This is a genomic window from Bacillus sp. PK6-025 (assembly GCF_056530265.1).
This window is the reverse complement of sequence record NZ_CP096509.1, coordinates 2,725,951-2,743,687: the sequence shown is the minus strand read 5'-3', so window position 1 is coordinate 2,743,687 and position 17,737 is coordinate 2,725,951. Positions and strand designations below refer to the sequence as shown.

20 protein-coding genes and 2 pseudogenes are annotated in these 17,737 nt (G+C 41.4%); 20 read left to right on the top strand and 2 right to left on the bottom strand.

What is annotated here, in order from left to right:
- Window positions 1–129: 129 nt before the first annotated feature.
- The 15 genes and pseudogenes from M1D67_RS14015 to M1D67_RS13945 form a co-directional block, all read left to right on the top strand.
- On the top strand, window positions 130–1,416 hold the full coding sequence (locus M1D67_RS14015; protein WP_023855214.1) for an MFS transporter: 1,287 nt from the start codon (window positions 130–132) through the stop codon (window positions 1,414–1,416).
- 101 nt (window positions 1,417–1,517) lie between these two features.
- A complete protein-coding gene (locus M1D67_RS14010; protein WP_035338382.1) occupies window positions 1,518–3,641 on the top strand; it encodes a peptidoglycan D,D-transpeptidase FtsI family protein in 2,124 nt (707 codons plus the stop codon).
- A 219-nt stretch (window positions 3,642–3,860) separates the two neighbouring features.
- The gene (locus M1D67_RS14005; RefSeq protein ID WP_031304750.1) at window positions 3,861–4,751 is read left to right on the top strand and encodes a phosphate ABC transporter substrate-binding protein; all 891 of its coding nucleotides are present in this window, start codon (window positions 3,861–3,863) and stop codon (window positions 4,749–4,751) included.
- 75 nt (window positions 4,752–4,826) lie between these two features.
- Entirely contained in the window at window positions 4,827–5,756 is a 930-nt protein-coding gene (pstC, locus tag M1D67_RS14000; protein ID WP_003183532.1) for a phosphate ABC transporter permease subunit PstC, read from the top strand.
- Window positions 5,756–6,643 carry a phosphate ABC transporter permease PstA gene (gene pstA, locus M1D67_RS13995; protein ID WP_224067290.1) on the top strand — a complete coding sequence of 296 codons (888 nt, stop codon included), beginning with the start codon at window positions 5,756–5,758 and terminating at the stop codon, window positions 6,641–6,643. Before pstC ends, pstA begins: the two co-directional genes overlap by 1 nt.
- 34 nt (window positions 6,644–6,677) lie before the next feature.
- A complete protein-coding gene (gene pstB, locus M1D67_RS13990; RefSeq protein WP_043054596.1) occupies window positions 6,678–7,490 on the top strand; it encodes a phosphate ABC transporter ATP-binding protein PstB in 813 nt (270 codons plus the stop codon).
- A gap of 12 nt (window positions 7,491–7,502) precedes the next feature.
- A complete protein-coding gene (gene pstB / locus M1D67_RS13985; RefSeq protein ID WP_023855209.1) occupies window positions 7,503–8,282 on the top strand; it encodes a phosphate ABC transporter ATP-binding protein PstB in 780 nt (259 codons plus the stop codon).
- A gap of 170 nt (window positions 8,283–8,452) precedes the next feature.
- Window positions 8,453–8,724: pseudogene (locus tag M1D67_RS13980) on the top strand (IS3 family transposase); the annotation flags it as partial.
- Window positions 8,725–8,881: 157 nt separating this feature from the next.
- Window positions 8,882–9,535, top strand: a complete 654-nt coding sequence (locus M1D67_RS13975; protein ID WP_020452201.1) for a YIP1 family protein — start codon at window positions 8,882–8,884, stop codon at window positions 9,533–9,535.
- 24 nt (window positions 9,536–9,559) lie between these two features.
- Complete coding sequence (locus tag M1D67_RS13970; protein WP_020452200.1) at window positions 9,560–9,904, top strand: circular bacteriocin, circularin A/uberolysin family; 345 nt, start codon at window positions 9,560–9,562, stop codon at window positions 9,902–9,904.
- A 72-nt stretch (window positions 9,905–9,976) separates the two neighbouring features.
- Window positions 9,977–11,671 carry a hypothetical protein gene (locus tag M1D67_RS13965; protein WP_020452199.1) on the top strand — a complete coding sequence of 565 codons (1,695 nt, stop codon included), beginning with the start codon at window positions 9,977–9,979 and terminating at the stop codon, window positions 11,669–11,671.
- The gene (locus tag M1D67_RS13960) at window positions 11,668–12,375 is read left to right on the top strand and encodes an ABC transporter ATP-binding protein (RefSeq protein ID WP_020452198.1); all 708 of its coding nucleotides are present in this window, start codon (window positions 11,668–11,670) and stop codon (window positions 12,373–12,375) included. The genes M1D67_RS13965 and M1D67_RS13960 overlap by 4 nt, the downstream gene beginning before the upstream one ends.
- Window positions 12,372–12,926, top strand: coding sequence for a stage II sporulation protein M (locus tag M1D67_RS13955; protein ID WP_020452197.1), 555 nt, complete (start codon window positions 12,372–12,374; stop codon window positions 12,924–12,926). The genes M1D67_RS13960 and M1D67_RS13955 overlap by 4 nt, the downstream gene beginning before the upstream one ends.
- On the top strand, window positions 12,916–13,212 hold the full coding sequence (locus tag M1D67_RS13950) for a hypothetical protein (RefSeq protein WP_020452196.1): 297 nt from the start codon (window positions 12,916–12,918) through the stop codon (window positions 13,210–13,212). Before M1D67_RS13955 ends, M1D67_RS13950 begins: the two co-directional genes overlap by 11 nt.
- A gap of 537 nt (window positions 13,213–13,749) precedes the next feature.
- Window positions 13,750–13,977: pseudogene (locus M1D67_RS13945) on the top strand (IS3 family transposase); the annotation flags it as partial.
- 56 nt (window positions 13,978–14,033) lie between these two features.
- On the opposite strand, the gene M1D67_RS13940 reads toward M1D67_RS13945, so the two are convergent.
- On the bottom strand, window positions 14,034–14,513 hold the full coding sequence (locus M1D67_RS13940) for an endolytic transglycosylase MltG (protein ID WP_479831344.1): 480 nt from the start codon (window positions 14,511–14,513) through the stop codon (window positions 14,034–14,036).
- Window positions 14,510–14,860 (bottom strand): hypothetical protein, encoded by a 351-nt coding sequence (locus M1D67_RS13935; protein WP_011198121.1) that lies wholly within the window; start codon window positions 14,858–14,860, stop codon window positions 14,510–14,512. Before M1D67_RS13935 ends, M1D67_RS13940 begins: the two co-directional genes overlap by 4 nt.
- Window positions 14,861–15,035: 175 nt before the next feature.
- Between M1D67_RS13935 and M1D67_RS13930 the strand changes: the two genes are divergently transcribed.
- From M1D67_RS13930 to M1D67_RS13910, 5 genes are all read left to right on the top strand, one after another.
- Window positions 15,036–15,530: a hypothetical protein gene (locus tag M1D67_RS13930; protein ID WP_145624057.1), complete on the top strand. Its 495-nt coding sequence runs from the start codon at window positions 15,036–15,038 to the stop codon at window positions 15,528–15,530.
- Window positions 15,527–16,639, top strand: a complete 1,113-nt coding sequence (locus tag M1D67_RS13925; protein ID WP_479831343.1) for a glycosyltransferase family 4 protein — start codon at window positions 15,527–15,529, stop codon at window positions 16,637–16,639. The genes M1D67_RS13930 and M1D67_RS13925 overlap by 4 nt, the downstream gene beginning before the upstream one ends.
- Window positions 16,640–16,742: 103 nt before the next feature.
- Entirely contained in the window at window positions 16,743–16,892 is a 150-nt protein-coding gene (gene rpmG, locus M1D67_RS13920) for a 50S ribosomal protein L33 (protein WP_003183500.1), read from the top strand.
- 49 nt (window positions 16,893–16,941) lie between these two features.
- Complete coding sequence (locus tag M1D67_RS13915; RefSeq protein ID WP_020452192.1) at window positions 16,942–17,514, top strand: 5-formyltetrahydrofolate cyclo-ligase; 573 nt, start codon at window positions 16,942–16,944, stop codon at window positions 17,512–17,514.
- A gap of 42 nt (window positions 17,515–17,556) precedes the next feature.
- Window positions 17,557–17,730 (top strand): hypothetical protein, encoded by a 174-nt coding sequence (locus M1D67_RS13910; protein WP_020452191.1) that lies wholly within the window; start codon window positions 17,557–17,559, stop codon window positions 17,728–17,730.
- Window positions 17,731–17,737 lie beyond the last annotated feature (7 nt).

The following is a 17,737-nucleotide window of genomic DNA, read 5'->3' as shown; positions in this document are numbered from 1 at the left end:
GCGAAGCGGAGCGGCTGTTGAAGGACCGGCAAAAAGCCGGTCTGTTTGTTTTTCGTTTCTTTTGCTCTGAAGTACATAACTGACTTTTGATGAGACAGACTAATGATGATCAGTAAAGGGGAGTCAGTTATGAGCAGAATCAAAAACATAATAGGCGATGTTGAAGTAAACAGGGACCTCCTGCTGTTGCTTGCAGTCGGCGGCCTTTATTCTCTTAGCATTGCCCTTTCCAATACGTTTGTGAATGTATATCTGTGGAAGCAGTCCGGACAGTTTGTCGATTTGGCCATTTACAATTTGTCGATCGTCGTGATGCAGCCTATCATCTTTATGTTTGCAGGCCGCCTTGCTAAAAAAATCGACAGGGTGTTTATACTCAGGTTTGGCGTTTCGTTTTTGGCTGTATTTTATTTAACCGTGCTGTTGGCGGGGGAGAATGCGGGATCACGGCTTGTGCTGCTCGGCAGTGTGCTCGGAATTGGCTACGGATTTTATTGGCTTGCGTTTAATGTCCTGACATTTGAAATCACTGAGCCGGACACGAGAGATTTTTTTAACGGGTTTCTCGGCATTTTAAATTCCGGCGCGGGAATGATCGGTCCGATTGTCGCCGGCTATGTTATTTCACGGCTTGCTGACAACACGGGGTACACGGTGATTTTCAGCCTGTCTTTGGCTTTATTTTCAGTGGCTGTCATCACGAGCTTTTTTTTAAAGAGGCGTGAATCGCGCGGCCGCTACATTTTGAAGAAAATCTGGGCAGAACGAAATTCAGACCCGAATTGGCGCAGCATTACAAATGCTCATTTTTTTCAGGGGCTGAGAGAAGGGATTTTCGTTTTTTTAATCAATGTCTTTGTCTTTATTACGACAAAGAGCGAGTTGGCATTGGGGAAGTTCGGCTTGATTAATTCAGCTGTTTCTTTTTTTGCATACTATTTCGCAACGCGGCTTATTAAAAAAGGAGCGCGCAAAAAGGCGATTTTAATGGGCGGTCTCATCCTGTTCGGCGCTCTCTTTCTGATTTTGTTTCATATGACGTATGTGACGCTGCTGCTGTATGCTGTAGCGATTGCGATCGGCTATCCGATTTTGCTCGTACCGTATTCATCGCTCACATATGATGTGATCGGTAAAGCAAGGTATGCCCGGAAAGCGCGGATCGAATATATTGTCGTCAGAGAGGTTTTTTTAAACATCGGACGGATTGTCTCGATCTTGGTCTTTTTGCTGCTCGTGTCGCTGCTGAAAGAAGACCTGGGCATTCCGGTTTCCCTCGTTTTGCTGGGGGCAGGCCACACGCTGATCTACTATTTCGTCAAAGATATCCGTCTGACAGAGCCCGCCCGCGAAACGGTCGGAAAAGATGCGCATAAACAAACAGCTGAACCCAATTATTTAGAAGGAAAAAGGTAAGCCGCAAGGGAAAATAGTAGAAAAATGTCGAAAAAAACTTTACAATAGATTTGGCACCTTTTCATAAGGTGTCTTTTCTTTATTTCAAAAAGGTGATGCTAATGATGAACAAAAAAATGAAAACTGAAAAACGCAAATCGCTCCCCATTAGATTGAACATATTGTTCCTGCTCGCTTTTATTATTTTCACCATCGTCGTCGTGCGCCTCGGCATGGTGCAGATCGTCTTTGGCGAAGACTATACGAACGAAGTGCAGAAGCAGGAAGAAGTCGATGTCTCGACAAGCGTTCCGCGGGGGAAAATATATGATCGGAACTTAAACACGATCGTGAAAAATAAACCGATGAATGCCATTACATACACAAGGACATCATCGACCTCTCAAAAGGACAGGCTTAAAATAGCAAAAAAACTTGCAGAAATGATCAAAATCGATACAGATAAAATAACGGAGCGCGATAAAAAGGACTACTGGATTTTAACGAGGCCGAAAAAAGCCGAGAAGCTCATCACCGATCAGGATCGGAAAAAAGTTAAGGACGGCAAGCTGAAAGAAGACGATTTATACCAGCTGCAGCTTGACAGGATCACGGAAGATAAACTGAAAGAACTGACAGATCAAGATTTGAAAGTCTTGGCAATCAAGCGTCAGATGGATTCTGGATACGCGTTGACTCCGCAGTATATTAAAAACAAGGACGTAACCGCAAAAGAAATGGCGGTTGTCAGCGAACACCTGGACGAGCTCCCTGGAGTCGATGTGACGTCAGATTGGAAGCGGGATTATCCTTATAACGGTCTGCTCAGAACGATGATCGGCAGCATATCTGATTCAAATGAAGGGCTTCCGAAAAGTCTGCTTGATCATTATTTGTCGCTCGGCTACAACCGGAATGACCGGGTTGGAAAAAGCTACCTTGAAGCCGAATATGAAAATGTGCTTCAGGGACAGAAAGAGAAAGTGAAAAATATTACCGACAAATCAGGGGACATCGTCGATACGGAAGTCATTTCAGAGGGGAAAAGCGGAAAAGATTTAGTCTTGACGATCGATGTTGATATGCAAAAAGAGATTGAAAAAATTATCGAGGATGAACTGAAGTCCGCCAAAGCCCAGCATAGCGCTCCGCTTCTCGACCGCGCATTCGTCGTCATGATGGACCCGCGAAACGGGGAAGTGTTATCGATTGCCGGCAAGCAGCTTAAAAACGAAAGCGGCAAATTAAAGGTTGACGACTATGCCCTCGGCGCGATGACGTCTTCTTACGCGATGGGCTCGGCTGTCAAAGGGGCCACTGTTTTAACAGGTTTGCAGACGGGAGCCATTAATTTAAATACGACTTTTCTTGATGAACCGCTTTGGATCGGTGACTCGCCGAATCCGAAAAAGTCATGGAGAGTGGGCTTGGGAACACTGGGTATCCAGGGAGCGCTTGAACAATCTTCAAACGTGTTCATGTTTAAAACAGCGATCGCCCTTGGTAAAGGTCAATATAAGGCGCACCAGCCTCTCAATCTTCAAACAAAAGCATTTGATACATTCAGGTATTATTTCAGCCAGTTCGGCCTCGGCGTCAAAACCGGAATCGATCTGCCAAATGAAGCAACAGGCTACAAAGGATCTCAAAGACTGCCTGGTTTCTTGCTTGACTATTCCATCGGACAGTATGACACATACACACCGCTGCAGCTGGCTCAGTATGTATCAACGATCGCCAATGGCGGGTACCGCATGAAGCCGCAGCTCGTGAAAGAGATCAGGGAGCCTGATTCGAAAAAAGGAATCGGGGCCGTTACACAGTCCGTGCAGCCTGAAGTATTGAACAAATTAGACATGAGCGATCAATATATTAAAGAAGTCCAAAACGGATTCAGGCGCGTAATGACAAAAGGTACGGCAGCGGGTCAGTTTGCTTCTGCTTCATATAAACCAGCAGGAAAAACAGGAACGGCCCAGTCTTTCTATGACGGACCGGACAAATCGAAAACGGGAACACCGACATACAATACAACGCTTGTTGCCTACGCTCCTTACGATAATCCTGAAGTCGCAATTTCCGTCGTCGTTCCTTGGGTTTATAATGACTATGGCCAAAGATATTCAATTACAAACGAACTCGGCCGGAAAGTGCTTGATAAGTATTTTGAACTGAAATCAAAACAATCGAAAGAAAATACCGCCGAAAAAAATAAAGACAAAATCGAAAAAGAAGCTACAGAATAGGACTTTTTCATTAAAACACCTGCATTGAACCATGCAGGTGTTTTTTTGTGCGCCCGTTCCTTTCACCCGCATTCTATACAAAGTTCAAGCTTATTTTACAAAACCTTAATAATTCATTTAAACAAGATTAACACTGAAAAGTTACGCTATACCCGTAGGACAAATTACACATTTACGCGGGAGGATTAAGAAGTGAAACCATTTAAAAAAATCACACTGATGTTCATCATGTCCGTTTTAGTTGTCTTCGCAGCAGCTTGCGGAAGCAGCAGTACAAACAACAATGCAGACGAAGGCAAACAAAGCGATAAAGCAGAGAATAAGGCTTCAGGTTCTTTGACGATTTCGGGTTCTTCGGCGATGCAGCCTCTTGTTTTAGCAGCGGCTGAAAAATTCATGGATGAAAATCCTGATGCCGATATTCAAGTTCAGGCTGGAGGTTCTGGCACAGGTCTTTCCCAAGTGGCTGAAGGCACAGTCCAAATCGGCAACTCCGATGTCTTTGCCGAAGAAAAAGAAGGCATTCCTGCCAAAGAACTTACCGATCATCAAGTTGCGGTTGTCGGAATGGCAGCTGCGGTCAATCCTGAAGTAGGCATCGATGACATTTCGTTAGAGGATCTCAAAAAGGTATTCACAGGTAAAATCAAGAACTGGAAGGAACTAGGCGGGAAAGATCAAAAGATTACGCTTGTCAACCGTCCTGATTCTTCAGGAACCCGCGCGACTTTTGTTAAATATGCACTTGACGGAGAAACTCCGGCTGAAGGAATCACGGAAGATTCTTCAAACACAGTGAAAAAGTTAATCGCTGAAACGCCTGGAGCAATCGGATATCTTGCGTTTTCTTATATCAAGGATGACACTGTCACTCCGCTTTCAATCGACGGCGTTAAGCCGACAGCCGAAAATGTACAAAAAGGCAAATTCCCGATCTGGGCATACCAGCATTCTTATACGAAAGGCGAGCCTGAAGGCTTGGCGAAAGAATTCCTCGACTATTTGATGAACGATGACATTCAAAAATCCATCGTGACGGAGCAGGGCTACATTCCAGTAACAGACATGGAAGTCAAGCGCGATGCGAATGGAAAGCAAACTGATAAATAATTGACAATAGAAGGCGGGAAAGTGTGCTCCTGACACTTTCCCTCTTATGACTTGTTCTTATAGGAGTGTAAAAAAATGGTTCAAAAAATAGAGAAACTGTCCGCAAAAGAGCGGCTGATCAGCTCCAAGCATAATCGCAAAATGGATGAAATCCGCGGGAGGATTTTGGTTGCGTCGTGCGCGTTTATCATGATGGCGGCGGCGATTTCGATCACAATTTTTCTCGGAAATAAGGGGTTGCAATCTTTTCTGGCCAATGGTGTAAGTCCAATTGAGTTCTTAACCAGTCTAGATTGGAATCCAACGAACGAAAACCCTGAATACGGAGCCCTTCCGTTTATACTCGGATCTTTTGCAGTGACCCTTCTTGCATCTTTGATTGCTGCACCGCTTGGAATAGGAGGTGCGATTTTCATGACGGAAATCGCGCCATCATGGGGCAGAAAAGTACTGCAGCCGGTTGTCGAATTGCTTGTTGGTATTCCTTCCGTCGTTTATGGATTCATAGGCCTTACAGTGTTAGTGCCGTTCATTTCACAGTTTAAGTCAAGCGGATCGGGCCACAGCCTTCTGGCGGGAACGATTGTCCTGGCTGTCATGATTTTGCCGACGGTCACTTCTATTTCAACGGATGCGCTCATGTCTCTGCCGAAAAATCTGCGCGAAGGATCATACGCATTGGGCGCAACCCGCTGGCAGACAATCCGAAAAGTGCTGATACCGGCAGCGCTGCCTTCGCTTCTGACAGCCGTCGTCTTAGGAATGGCGAGGGCGTTCGGCGAAGCGCTGGCCGTGCAGATGGTCATCGGAAATTCCCGAAACCTGTTTGAGAGCCTTTTAGACCCTGCGGGGACATTAACAACGATTATAACGTTGAATATGGGCCATACAACATACGGAAGCGTGGAAAACAATACGCTCTGGTCAATGGGCCTTGTCCTTCTGATCATGTCGTTCTTGTTCATCCTGCTCATCCGCTATCTGTCATCCAGGAGGAAACTGTAATGAACAGCAGAGTAACAGATCGTTTAGCAACCGGTGTTTTTGGATTGATTGCTGCGGTAATCGCCGCCATTCTTGTCGGTTTGTTCACTTATATCATCATCAATGGTGTTTCACATATCAGCCTCAGCTTTTTAACTTCGCGTTCCAGTGCGCTTTCAAGCGGCGGCGGAATCCGCGATCAGCTGTTCAACTCGTTTTATATTCTCGCACTGACGATGCTGATCACAGTTCCCCTTGGAGTCGGCGGAGGAATTTATATGGCTGAATATGCGCCCGCCAACAAATTGACCGATTTTATCCGTGTCTGTATTGAAGTTTTGTCATCCCTTCCTTCGATCGTCATGGGGATGTTCGGCATGCTGCTGTTTGTTAATTTGACCGGATGGGGGTACAGCATTATCGGCGGAGCGCTTGCTTTGACGATTTTCAACCTTCCCGTCATGGTCAGGGTGACAGAGGATGCGATCCGCTCTGTACCTAAGGAACAAAAAGAAGCTTCCCTTGCTTTAGGTGTGTCCAAGTGGCATACGATTAAAACGGTCTTGATCCCTGGTGCGGTGCCGTCCATCATCACAGGGGCGATTCTTGCGTCGGGCCGCGTATTTGGCGAAGCTGCCGCTTTGCTGTTTACAGCCGGACTAACCACGCCGAGACTGAATTTCGCCGATTGGAATCCGTTTTCTGAGACCTCGCCGCTCAATATTTTCAGACCGGCTGAAACGCTGGCCGTTCACATTTGGAATGTAAACACACAGGGGATCATCCCTGATGCTGAAGCGATCGCAAACGGGGCATCCGCCGTTCTTGTACTGTCCGTCTTGATCTTTAATTTGGCAGCCCGATGGCTCGGCTCTTTTATTCATAAAAAGTTAACGGCAAACAAATAAGAAGGAAGGATGAAATCATATGGTTCAGGTTCAGATGCCGGTTTTGGAAACCGTGCGCGACACTATCGGAATCGCTCCGTTTCCTGAAGCGAAAGAACATATTTTAGAAGTGAAAAATTTAAATATTTACTATGGAGAAAAGCGGGCCGTCAACGACATTTCCATGCATGTTGACAAACATGCCGTTACGGCTTTGATCGGCCCGTCAGGCTGCGGAAAATCAACTTTTTTAAGAAGCATCAACCGGATGAACGATCTGATTCCATCAGCCAGAACATCCGGAGAAATACGATATGAAGGACTTAACATCCTTGATTCCAATATCAATGTCGTCAATCTGAGAAGGGAAATCGGAATGGTATTTCAGAAGCCGAATCCCTTTCCAAAATCGATTTACAGCAACATTACCCATGCTTTAAAGTATGCGGGTGAACGGCGTAAATCTGTGCTTGATGAGATCGTGGAAGAAAGCTTGAGGAAAGCCGCGCTGTGGGATGAAGTGAAAGACAGGCTGCATGAGTCGGCTTTTTCGCTGTCAGGCGGGCAGCAGCAGCGCCTCTGCATCGCCCGGACGCTCGCGATGAAGCCTGAAGTCCTGCTTTTGGATGAGCCTGCTTCAGCGCTCGATCCGATTTCAAATGCGAAAATAGAGGAATTAATCGTCGGTTTAAAAGAGGAATACTCGATCATCATTGTCACGCATAACATGCAGCAAGCTTCAAGAATTTCCGATCAAACGGCATTTTTCCTTAACGGAGATTTGATCGAATACGATCGTACGGAAAAGATCTTTATGAATCCTTCAGAAAAAAAGACAGAGGATTACATCAACGGCAGGTTTGGATAAGGAGGGGCCGGTATGAGCGCTGTAACAGCCGTAAAGCCAAAAGATGTGTACCAGATCAATGATTTGAATTTATGGTACGGCGAACATCACGCATTAAAGAACATTAACTTGACAATACCCGAGTACGAAATTACCGCCATCATCGGTCCGTCAGGCTGCGGAAAGTCGACCTTCATTAAAACGCTGAATCTCATGATCAATATGGTTCCGAATGTCAAAATGACCGGAGAGATCAGCTACAACGGAACGAACGTACTCAACAGCAAAGTCGATCTTGTTGAGCTGCGGAAGAAAGTCGGTATGGTGTTTCAAAAAGGAAATCCGTTTCCCCAGTCGATTTTTGATAATGTCGCATACGGACCAAGGATCCATGGACTGAAAAACAAAAAGGAATTGAATGAGAGGGTGGAAAAAGCGCTTGTGGATGTGGCGCTGTGGGATGAAGTGAAAGACCGCCTTCATTCCCAGGCGCTCGGACTTTCCGGGGGGCAGCAGCAGCGCCTCTGCATCGCAAGGGCGCTGGCCACCAATCCGGACGTTCTCTTGATGGATGAACCGACATCAGCTCTTGATCCAGTTTCGACTTTGAAAATTGAAGAGCTGATGCTCAAGCTGAAAGAGAAATACACGATTGCAATCGTCACGCACAATATGCAGCAGGCATCGAGAATTTCCGATCAAACGGCATTTTTCCTCATGGGCGAGCTGATTGAGTGCAACGATACGGTCAAAATGTTTTCAAGTCCTGACGACTATCGGACAAAAGATTATATTACAGGCCGGTTCGGATGAGAAAGAGGCTGCCGCTTTAAAGCGGCAGCCTTTTTTGCACCGGAGCGGAGGCAATAAAAAAGCAGGCTGGTACGAAGGGGACCGGTCCCATAAGATGAGACAAATAAAAAACACCTTCAAAGTTGAACGGATAGTTGTTATCCGAAATAAGACGTGGAGGTGTTTTTTCTATGGGGACAAGAGTGAATTATCCGGTTGAAGTCAAACGGAAGGCTTTAGAAATGAGATTGGTAGGCGTACCTAAGAAAGAGATCATGCAGAAATCGAATATCAAGAATAAGGCGCGGGTTCAGGCATGGGGCAGGTGGTATAAGGCTGCGGATAAACACTGATTCGAACAGCCTGTTGGAAAACAATATACTTATCGAAAGGATCCCGAGTATTCTTCTGAATGCAGGCAGAAAGTCGTTAGCTGAAACAACAAAATGAAGTTTTAAAAAAGGGGGTAGTCCCAGAGGCATTCTTTTCGATTTTCACGAAACAATTCAACCTTAAATTTACCTTAATAAATAAAATCCCATATTGACCAAACATTGTAAAAGGTGATATGTTTTTAATAGAATTACCAAAAAATACTTTTGTTTATATAAGGAGCATTTATGGATAATAAACAAAACTTTATTACTCTCGTACATCATTTCATATTTTCTCCAAAGGACTTTCTTTCTATCAAGTATTCTAGCGATAAGAATTATCGTCATTCTTGGTTTGTCTTCCTAGCTGTATTGTTTCTGTTCTTAGGCTTTTATTTAGCTATCTTCCCAACACTCTCTACCTTGATTAATAATTCATTTCAAGACAATGGAATTGATTATACAACTGATATGAATACACTCATTATGATCATTACATTAGTATTAGGTATTATTCAATTTACCTCGATGGTTCTTGTAAGCTTTTTTATTATACATATTATTGGGATATTAATTGGCGGGACCGCTACAGCCAAAGAATTTTTCCCTAGTTTTATTTATTCAATCATACCTATAGGCATCAAATTTACAATACTCATTATTTTTTCTTTCTTTTTAGGTAGTGATTTCGCCTTTTCAGTTATTTACCCAAATTCTCAACAGCCGCTAGATATTATCTTGAATATTATTATCGACCCTTTCTTTTGGTGGTCTACTATTCTAGGGTGTATTGCCTTAAAAGTAATACATCAAATTTCTTATAAAAAAACCATCATAATCATTAGCATTACAATGTCTTTAGGTATTATTTCTCTTTTTTCAACAAGTTTATTTTTATAAACTGAAAGGAGGTGAGATTTCAAGATGAAAAATAGCAATCTTTTTAAAATTGCAAGTATTACAGGTGTAGTTTCTCTCTTTGCCATTGCTACTTTCCTTATGGGCTCTTCAGAAGGTATTGCAGGTTTAGCTTCTATTGACTTTAGTTCAGGTCATCAGTTCGCTTTAGACCTTGCAACAAACCTAGGAATTAGTAAAAAAACAGCCTATGTAGCAATCGGTGTTATTATGACAACAGGCGATGTATTAACAATTCTCAGCCTATTGGCTGTTGTTTTGGGCGGAACTGGTCTAATTACAGCTGCAATGGTAGCTACAGCGAAAAAGCTAGCTAAAAAATACGGCAAGAAATATGCTGCTGAATGGTAAGATGCTCAAAAGGAAGAGATTGAGGAGTATAATTATACTCCTCCTTATTTTCGTTCTAGGAGGAATATACACATGCTCAACAAAAGGGTTCTCATTGCAAACTTTAAACTAACCTATAGACGAACTTTAAATCGCTTGATTTATTTTTTCCCATCAAGCGAAAATTTACTTAAATCAAATAAAATTCTATTTGTCTTTGCGCCCTTTTTCTTGGTGTATATATTTATTCTATATAAAGCCTCACAGACTCTTTTAACTGGAGTTCCAGAGCATATTCTAACTCTAGGTACTAACTTTATCATTCTCTTTTTTGTTTTGAATATATTAAAATCATCGACTGATATCATACATCGATATGTATATCCTGAAGATTTTCTTCTTCTTCATACTTTAAAAACGGATCCCAAAAAAATTTTATTATCAAGATTCTTCACAACAATTTTTCTAAACATCCTGTTTAAATTAACAGTAGTGTTATTCCCTATACTCTTTTTTATAAATTTTTCTACACATGACCGTATATATCTTTTGTTATCATTTCCATCACTGCTAATATTTATTGTTGGACTGACAAGTCTTTATTCATCGCTTACATACATCGTTTATTCTAAATTTCTACATAACATTTTAAATTCACGATTAAAAAGCTTGTTATCCCTTATAGGAATTGCCTGTATATCTGCCATTTCAACTACTTTTCTTGGTTGGATTGGACTTAATTATTTTTATCAAAATGATCTCCTCGAAGCTATTGGCAATTTCATATATCTATTCAAATTAGATACGATATTAACCACCAATTGGCTGCCTACAAATTGGTTTTTACTTTCAACAAGTGATATACATTTATTTTTTTTATGTTCCATAGGTTATATTGCTTTAGGTTGCCTTTTCGCCTTTATTACCTTTCATTTAATTTTGAAAGTATTGATTATAAAAGAAGCAGTACCTAATAATCTTTTGCCAAAATTAAAACCAATCAAGTTGCCTTTTTTAAGTTTCTTACAAAAGACCTTACCACGGCAAAATATTGCTATTCTAAAGAAAGACCTTACTGCATTATTAAGAGCTAATTTTACAATAAAAAAACGACTGGTACTTTCCATTAATATGATTGCAGTAGAACTAGGTGTATTGATAGGTCTTAGTTTAAATCAAAAGTGGTTTGATTTCTCAGACATTTTTGTTATCTACCCAATTTTATTTGCTGTGACTTATAATACATCTTTATTAGGAGAGGGATTACTTGGCGTAACTTCAGCAGATGCAGAGCGTGAGAACCTTTACGTTTATAAGAGCTCGGGTGCTTCTATTTTTAAATTGATCGCAGGAAAATCTTTATTGCACTTATCTGTGATTCTTATTTTAATGAATACGTTATTTTTATTCATCTTATTGTTATTCAACTTAGATATTATGACGCAGCTTATATTGTTCATCATGATTAACTCCATCAGTCTTATCATAGGGGCTGGACAAATTATTGGAACATTTCTCTATCCTCGTTTAGATTGGGAGAACTTTGAAGACATTGGTTCATCTGTTAAAGCATCATTTTTTGAACATACTATTCTCGGAGTGTTACTGGCATTTTACCTTCAGTTGTATGGTATCACAGGCGTTCTCGTTACTTTTAATATTATTAATAGGGGAGTATTCTTTTTAATCATTGTGACAGGTACCATTTTATTTGTTATAGGTATTGGAGTCTTTTATTATTTTTGGATTAAAAGAATAGGAACGAAAAATTGGGAGATGAAAACATGAACATTGAAAATGTGTCTTTCAAATATAAAGATAAACTGATCCTTGAATCTATTAATTTAAAGATAGAGAAAGGCAAAGTTTACGGCTTACTTGGACCAAATGGAGCTGGTAAATCAACTCTTTTAAAATGTATCCTTGGTATAGTGAAACCTTACGAAGGTAAAATCACTGTCAAAGGAGAAACCTTGGAATCTGAAAGATCCTCTTACCTTAAATATATAGGATACGTTCCAGACGCACCTTTTATCTATCATTATTTAACACCTAGAGAGTACCTTGAGTTTGTTGCTGATTTACAAGAAGTCCCTTATGAGATTAAAAATGATAGAATAGATCTTTTGTTAAGTCAATTTAAATTGAAAGATAATGAAAACGACATGATATCTACATTTTCTTTTGGTATGAAACATAAGTTATCTGTTGCAGGAGCCATAGTTCATGAACCAGAAATATTAATATTAGATGAACCATTAGGGGCATTTGATCCCCCCACTACAAAGATGATGAAAAGTTTTCTCAAACGTTATGCTGAACAGGGAAATACTGTCATCATGTCTACACACCTTGTAAACATAGCGCAACAACTATGCGATAAGGTTGGTATACTGATTAATGGTACTTTAGTTAAAGAATATAATCACCTGACAGACATAAAGGATTTTGAAGATTTGATTATAAGGGATATGGATACGATACTAAAATGAAGGAATTAATAAAAAGAAATAAGCGTATACTCTATATAGCAAGCTCCTTTTACATAGTGGGTTTAGTTCTTGGTGTGATTTTTAACAATATTCTACCTAGCCTTAGTCAAGATAATGTTCAAAATATCACAGTATCAGGTTACTTTACACATAATTTTGCAGCAAATTTATTTCTCATTTTTTCAATGTTTACATTTGGAATTTTGACATCTATCTTATTACTATTGAATGGCTTCTTAGTCGGTCTATCTTCTTTACATAGTATCACTGACCATGGAAACGATGTCTTATTTATATTAACTGCTTTGGTTCCTCACGGTATTTTTGAGATTCCGGCAATGATTTTGTCGGGAGCACTTGGTTTCAAATTGTTAGATTACGTGTATATGAAGATAAGGGGTATTTATTTTTCAAAAAAACAGTTTTTACAAGATTTTTTGTACTTTGTTATTATACTTTTTTTATTGACATTACTTGCTGCTGTTACAGAAGCATTAATAACGCCTTATTTACTTAACAAATTAACATTAGGAGGCTCTTATGTTTTTTAATAAAAAGCAGATAGATAAATTACTGGATGATCATACAGAAGAAGAACAAAAAGAAACGAAAAGTAAAGTTAATACTTCATTTATAATAGTATTTTATTTTTCAATACTACTATCAATCTGTACTGTCTTTTTTGATTATAGGTACTTTTTGATTGCTTTGTTTGGCCCGACCATTTTAGTAACTTTTATATCCCCACCTTTCCAAACCAAAAAAGGTATTTATAGAATTTTTTCGGCCATATATTTAATACTTTTAATTACAGTTACTTTCTTTTGGTTAAATTGATTGCTTAATTCTCAATCAAAAAACGTCCTTAATGGATGTTTTTTTATATCGTTTAAATTAATAATTTGAATTGCTTTTTGACAAGTTCAACTTCGTACTACGAATGGGTTCTCCATCTTTTTTTATTGTATAGGTATGTAAACGGTTTCTGTAGGGGGAGGGCTTATGTTAACGTTTACTGGTTTGGGGAAAGCAAGTCCGACCATGGTGCCTTTGGTAGGGGTGCTTATTTCTGGATTTGGCATCAATGATATTTAAAGAAGGGATTATCAAAGTACTGCCAGTGGCGACCATGTTTATCTTCGTCACTTTAATTTTTGCATTCTACAAGACACAGGATTCTTTGAACCTCTAATCAAAGCATTAAACAGCTGACAAAGGGGAATGTTGTCACTGTTTCCATGGGTACAGCTGCAAGTGGGATGATCTCACACTTAGATGGTGCAGGAGCCACAACCTTTTTATGAACTGTACCCGCACTGCTTCAGCTTGTAAAAATTACATATGGGTCCTTGCTTACTGTGCGATCAAGGTTAAGTGTATACATCTTATGAGTATCAGAAAGCTATTAATATAATGCCTCCATCCGATCGTTTCATTCCTCACTAAAGTCTGAAACGTTTGATCTTAACAGCATTGATCGAACTACGACTGCCATCGTAGAACACACTGTTAAAGAAATACATTCATTATTTTAACAATATTCGTATTAAAACAAAACTAAACAACCAATCACCGGTAAACTATCGGGAATTGGTTGTTTAAAGGTGTTTTTAAATCCTGACTCAAAACGGGGGTCAGTCCCGTTCCAGCCTGCTTTTTTATTTGGACAGTGTTTTGACGATGTTTTTCAAGCTGTCACCGCGCTTCAGTTCGTACTTACCTGCGCGGATTTTAGATTCGTTTCCGGTCTTTTTTACATAATCTTTGAAGTCATCGGCAGATGAAATGACTTTTCCTTTTGCAAGGAGGTCTGCTATCTCAGCCGTGCTCATGCCGCTTTTGATTTCAAGCTTATACTTGGAATCTTTTTTTTCTGCTACTTTCTCTTTTTTGTTTTGAGACGAAGCATCCTGCTTCAGAGCGGTCTCTTTATAATGGAGCAGCTGCTGGTATTCTTCGCGTTTCAGCGAAACCTGCTGGTTGTCCTTTAAATAGGTTTTGACATCGGTTTCGCTGATGTTTTGAGCGTCTTTAGAAGCTTCAACTTTTCCGTTATCTGTCAAATAAAATGCGCCTGCAAGAACGGCGGTAGCCAAAATCATTCCTCCGGCAAATGCTTGTACACTTTGTCTGGTCATACAAGCACCCTCTCATTGTCTTTAATGATCGCTTTCACATCTTCGACAGATACGTGCTCAGCTTTAGCGATGGCGTCTACAGACATGCCGTTTTGGTATTTTGAAAGAATCTGCTTCGCAATATGCTGGCTGATGCCGGCATTTGGTCTGCGGACGACCACATTTGAATCGAGGAGCTCTTCCTCAAGCACGGTCATCTTCTTTTTCAATTTATAGATTTCCTGCATGGCGGACAGCTGAAGGGTTTCCAACTCCTGTTCAACTTCCTTGATCGGTTCTCTTTGAAAATATGAGAATGCAATCAGCGCAATGCTGACAACGAGCAGCGCAATGATAGCAATTTCCACGTTCATCACCTTCAATTCTAATTTTCTCCTTCTTTTTTATACCATAAAAACGCTTGCTTCAAAAGGAGTTAATGCAAAAAATAAAAATTTTGTCGAAGAATTTTATTTTCGTTGCGCCTGCGGGGCCATTTCCAATAGGATAAATACATAACAGGGCTTAACGGGAGGGCGCACGGTGAAAAGGATAATCATCTCGAAAAAACCTTTTCAACATAGTATTCGAAGCGAATCTTTGTTTTGTAACGATATTTTAAAAATATCTTCGCCGGATCATGAAACCGTTCGGCTGAGCTGGGAAATCTCAGATGCTGCGCTTTCGGCAGCTGAAGCGGTGCTGTTTGAAAATATTAAAGACGTCGAAAAGCAAGTTCTTCTCTTTTGCGTAAAAAACGGAGAGCGCAGCGTACGGACGATCCATACCGGTGCATTTAAAGGGGAAGCCTCGGTTTTTCCCGCTGCAGGCAATGCGTTCTACAAAGCGGAATACCGAATATACAATTCGCTCAACATGTCACTGGCCGTTCTCACCTCCGGCTGCTTCTACCTTGGGGAAAACGGAATCCATTCAAACAGCTGTTTTCTCTGTCACGACAATCAGCAGGATTGGACGACTCAATTTTCCGCGTACACGAGTTATTCTTTAATAGAAGGAAAGGAGCGTTTCCGTTGATCAACGTATTGCTGCTGTCGCTGGAAAATCCTCTTTTATTGAAAAGCGGAGCGGGGCGCTATGTGAAAAGTCACCTTGAACTATTGCGGAACGAAGTCAGCTTTACCGTCTGCACGACGGCTGCCGGGCAAAACAGCCATGGATGGAAAACGCTTGAGATTCCGCTTGATTTAAAAGCGTTCGCTTCTTTTGAAGAGGCGGTGGCCGCCATGAATTTTCAGATGATCAAAACCGTGCTGGCGTATAAAGGACAATTTAATTTTATCCATGCAAATGATGATATCACCGCGCCTGCCGCCGTTTATCTCAGCGAGGTGCTGGCTCTTCCGCTGATTTCCACGGTACACGGCCTTGAAAGCGGCCGGAAAACGGCAGCAGGCGAGAATGTCCACCCATACAGAGCAAGCCTCGAACGGCTTCTGGCTGAAAAAAGCGATCAAATTCTCGTGCTGAGCAGCATGATGAAGACAGACATGCAAAAGGCGTTTTCGCTTCCTTTCGAGCAAGTCCGCGTCATTCCCCATCCGTGCATAAAAAGCCGCACGGTGAAAAAACGAATGAAAAGTGCGCCGTACTTTTTTTCCTGCGGAAGGTTTGTTCCGGAAAAAGGGTTTATCGAATGGCTGCACGCCTTTCAGCAGCTTCGCAAACGGCAGCCCGATCTTGAACTTGTCATTGCCGGGGAAGGACCGCTTCAAAGCGGGATCCAGACCAAGGCAAGAGAATTGGGCATTAAGGAAAGTGTGACAATTCTTCCTTTCCTTTGTGAAGAAGAAAGAGAGAGCTGGCTGGCATTTTGTGAAATGGCTGTTTTCCCAAGTTGTTATGAGCCGTTCGGCATCGCTGCTCAAGATAGCATGGCAGCCGGCGTTGCCGTCGCCGTCGGAACCAACGGGGGATGGAACGATTTCGTCATCGATCGGGTGACCGGCTTTCAGATTGATTTTAATCATCCGGATAAAGCTGCATATGCGCTTGCAGAAATTGTCCGCGATAAGGAGCAGCTGCTCAAGGTCGGGCAAACGGCAGAGGCTTATATATTGGATTTGCATGATCCTGGATATATCAAAAATGTGTTTTTGCAACATGTGTATCACACGTCTTTTTAACAAACCGTGACAAACTAAAAAAAACGCCTGGCATTCCGGCATCATAAGTGGTATTATAGATAAGTCTGAACAGAAATGATATATAGTTTGGAGGGAAAAATAAATGCGCGTTAATATTACTTTAGCTTGCACTGAATGCGGCGAGCGTAACTATATTTCTACAAAGAACAAGCGTAACAATCCAGATCGCGTTGAATTCAAAAAGTATTGCCCACGTGACAAAAAATCAACATTACACCGCGAAACAAAGTAAGCAGCAGGGATTTTCCTGCTGTTTTTCTGTTTTTAAGGGGGAAAGAGATGTGAAGCGTTCTTTACGAAATGAGGTCAGAAAGAGGCTTGCAAACATGCCGGAACAGGAGTTTCTTCTAAAGGCGGAAGCGATTCACCGGAAGCTTTTTCAATCCAAACAGTGGAAAAAAGCGTCTGGCATTGCCCTTACGATATCCAGAAATCGCGAAGTTCCGACAGAACCGATTATCGAACAGGCACGGCTTGAAGGAAAAACGGTGTGCATTCCGAAATGTATGCCTGATACAAAAGAGATGCACTTTCGCAGCTTTCAGGATGAAAGCGATCTTGAAGTTGTGTATTTTGGCCTGCAGGAACCGATCGTGCACAAAACCGGGCGGATGGAGCCTGAAGACATCGATTTCATCCTTGTGCCGGGAATTTGCTATGACCGGACAGGATACAGAATCGGCTATGGAGGCGGCTATTATGACAGATACCTGGCCGGTTTCACAAAAGATACCGCATCGCTGGCTTTCGAGTGCCAAGTGATCGATCATGTCCCAAAGGAGCCGCACGACATTCCGGTTGAGCAAATTTTTACCGAAGACGCCGTTTACACCTGCAGCGGGTCTGCTGAATAATTATTAAAAAATGAGACACGATACGGTTATAGGAGGGATCATATGAGAAAAGTTACATTCATTGCAGTAGGCGTCATTGCCGCCCTTGTGTTTTTTCAAAATCGTTATCGTGTCATCAATTTCATTCTTGGTCAAAACCAGATCCGCCACTATTTTATCCATTTGATGATGAGAATTCCGTTTTTTCGCAATAAGTTTATACAGCAGGCTTTCTGAATCCCGT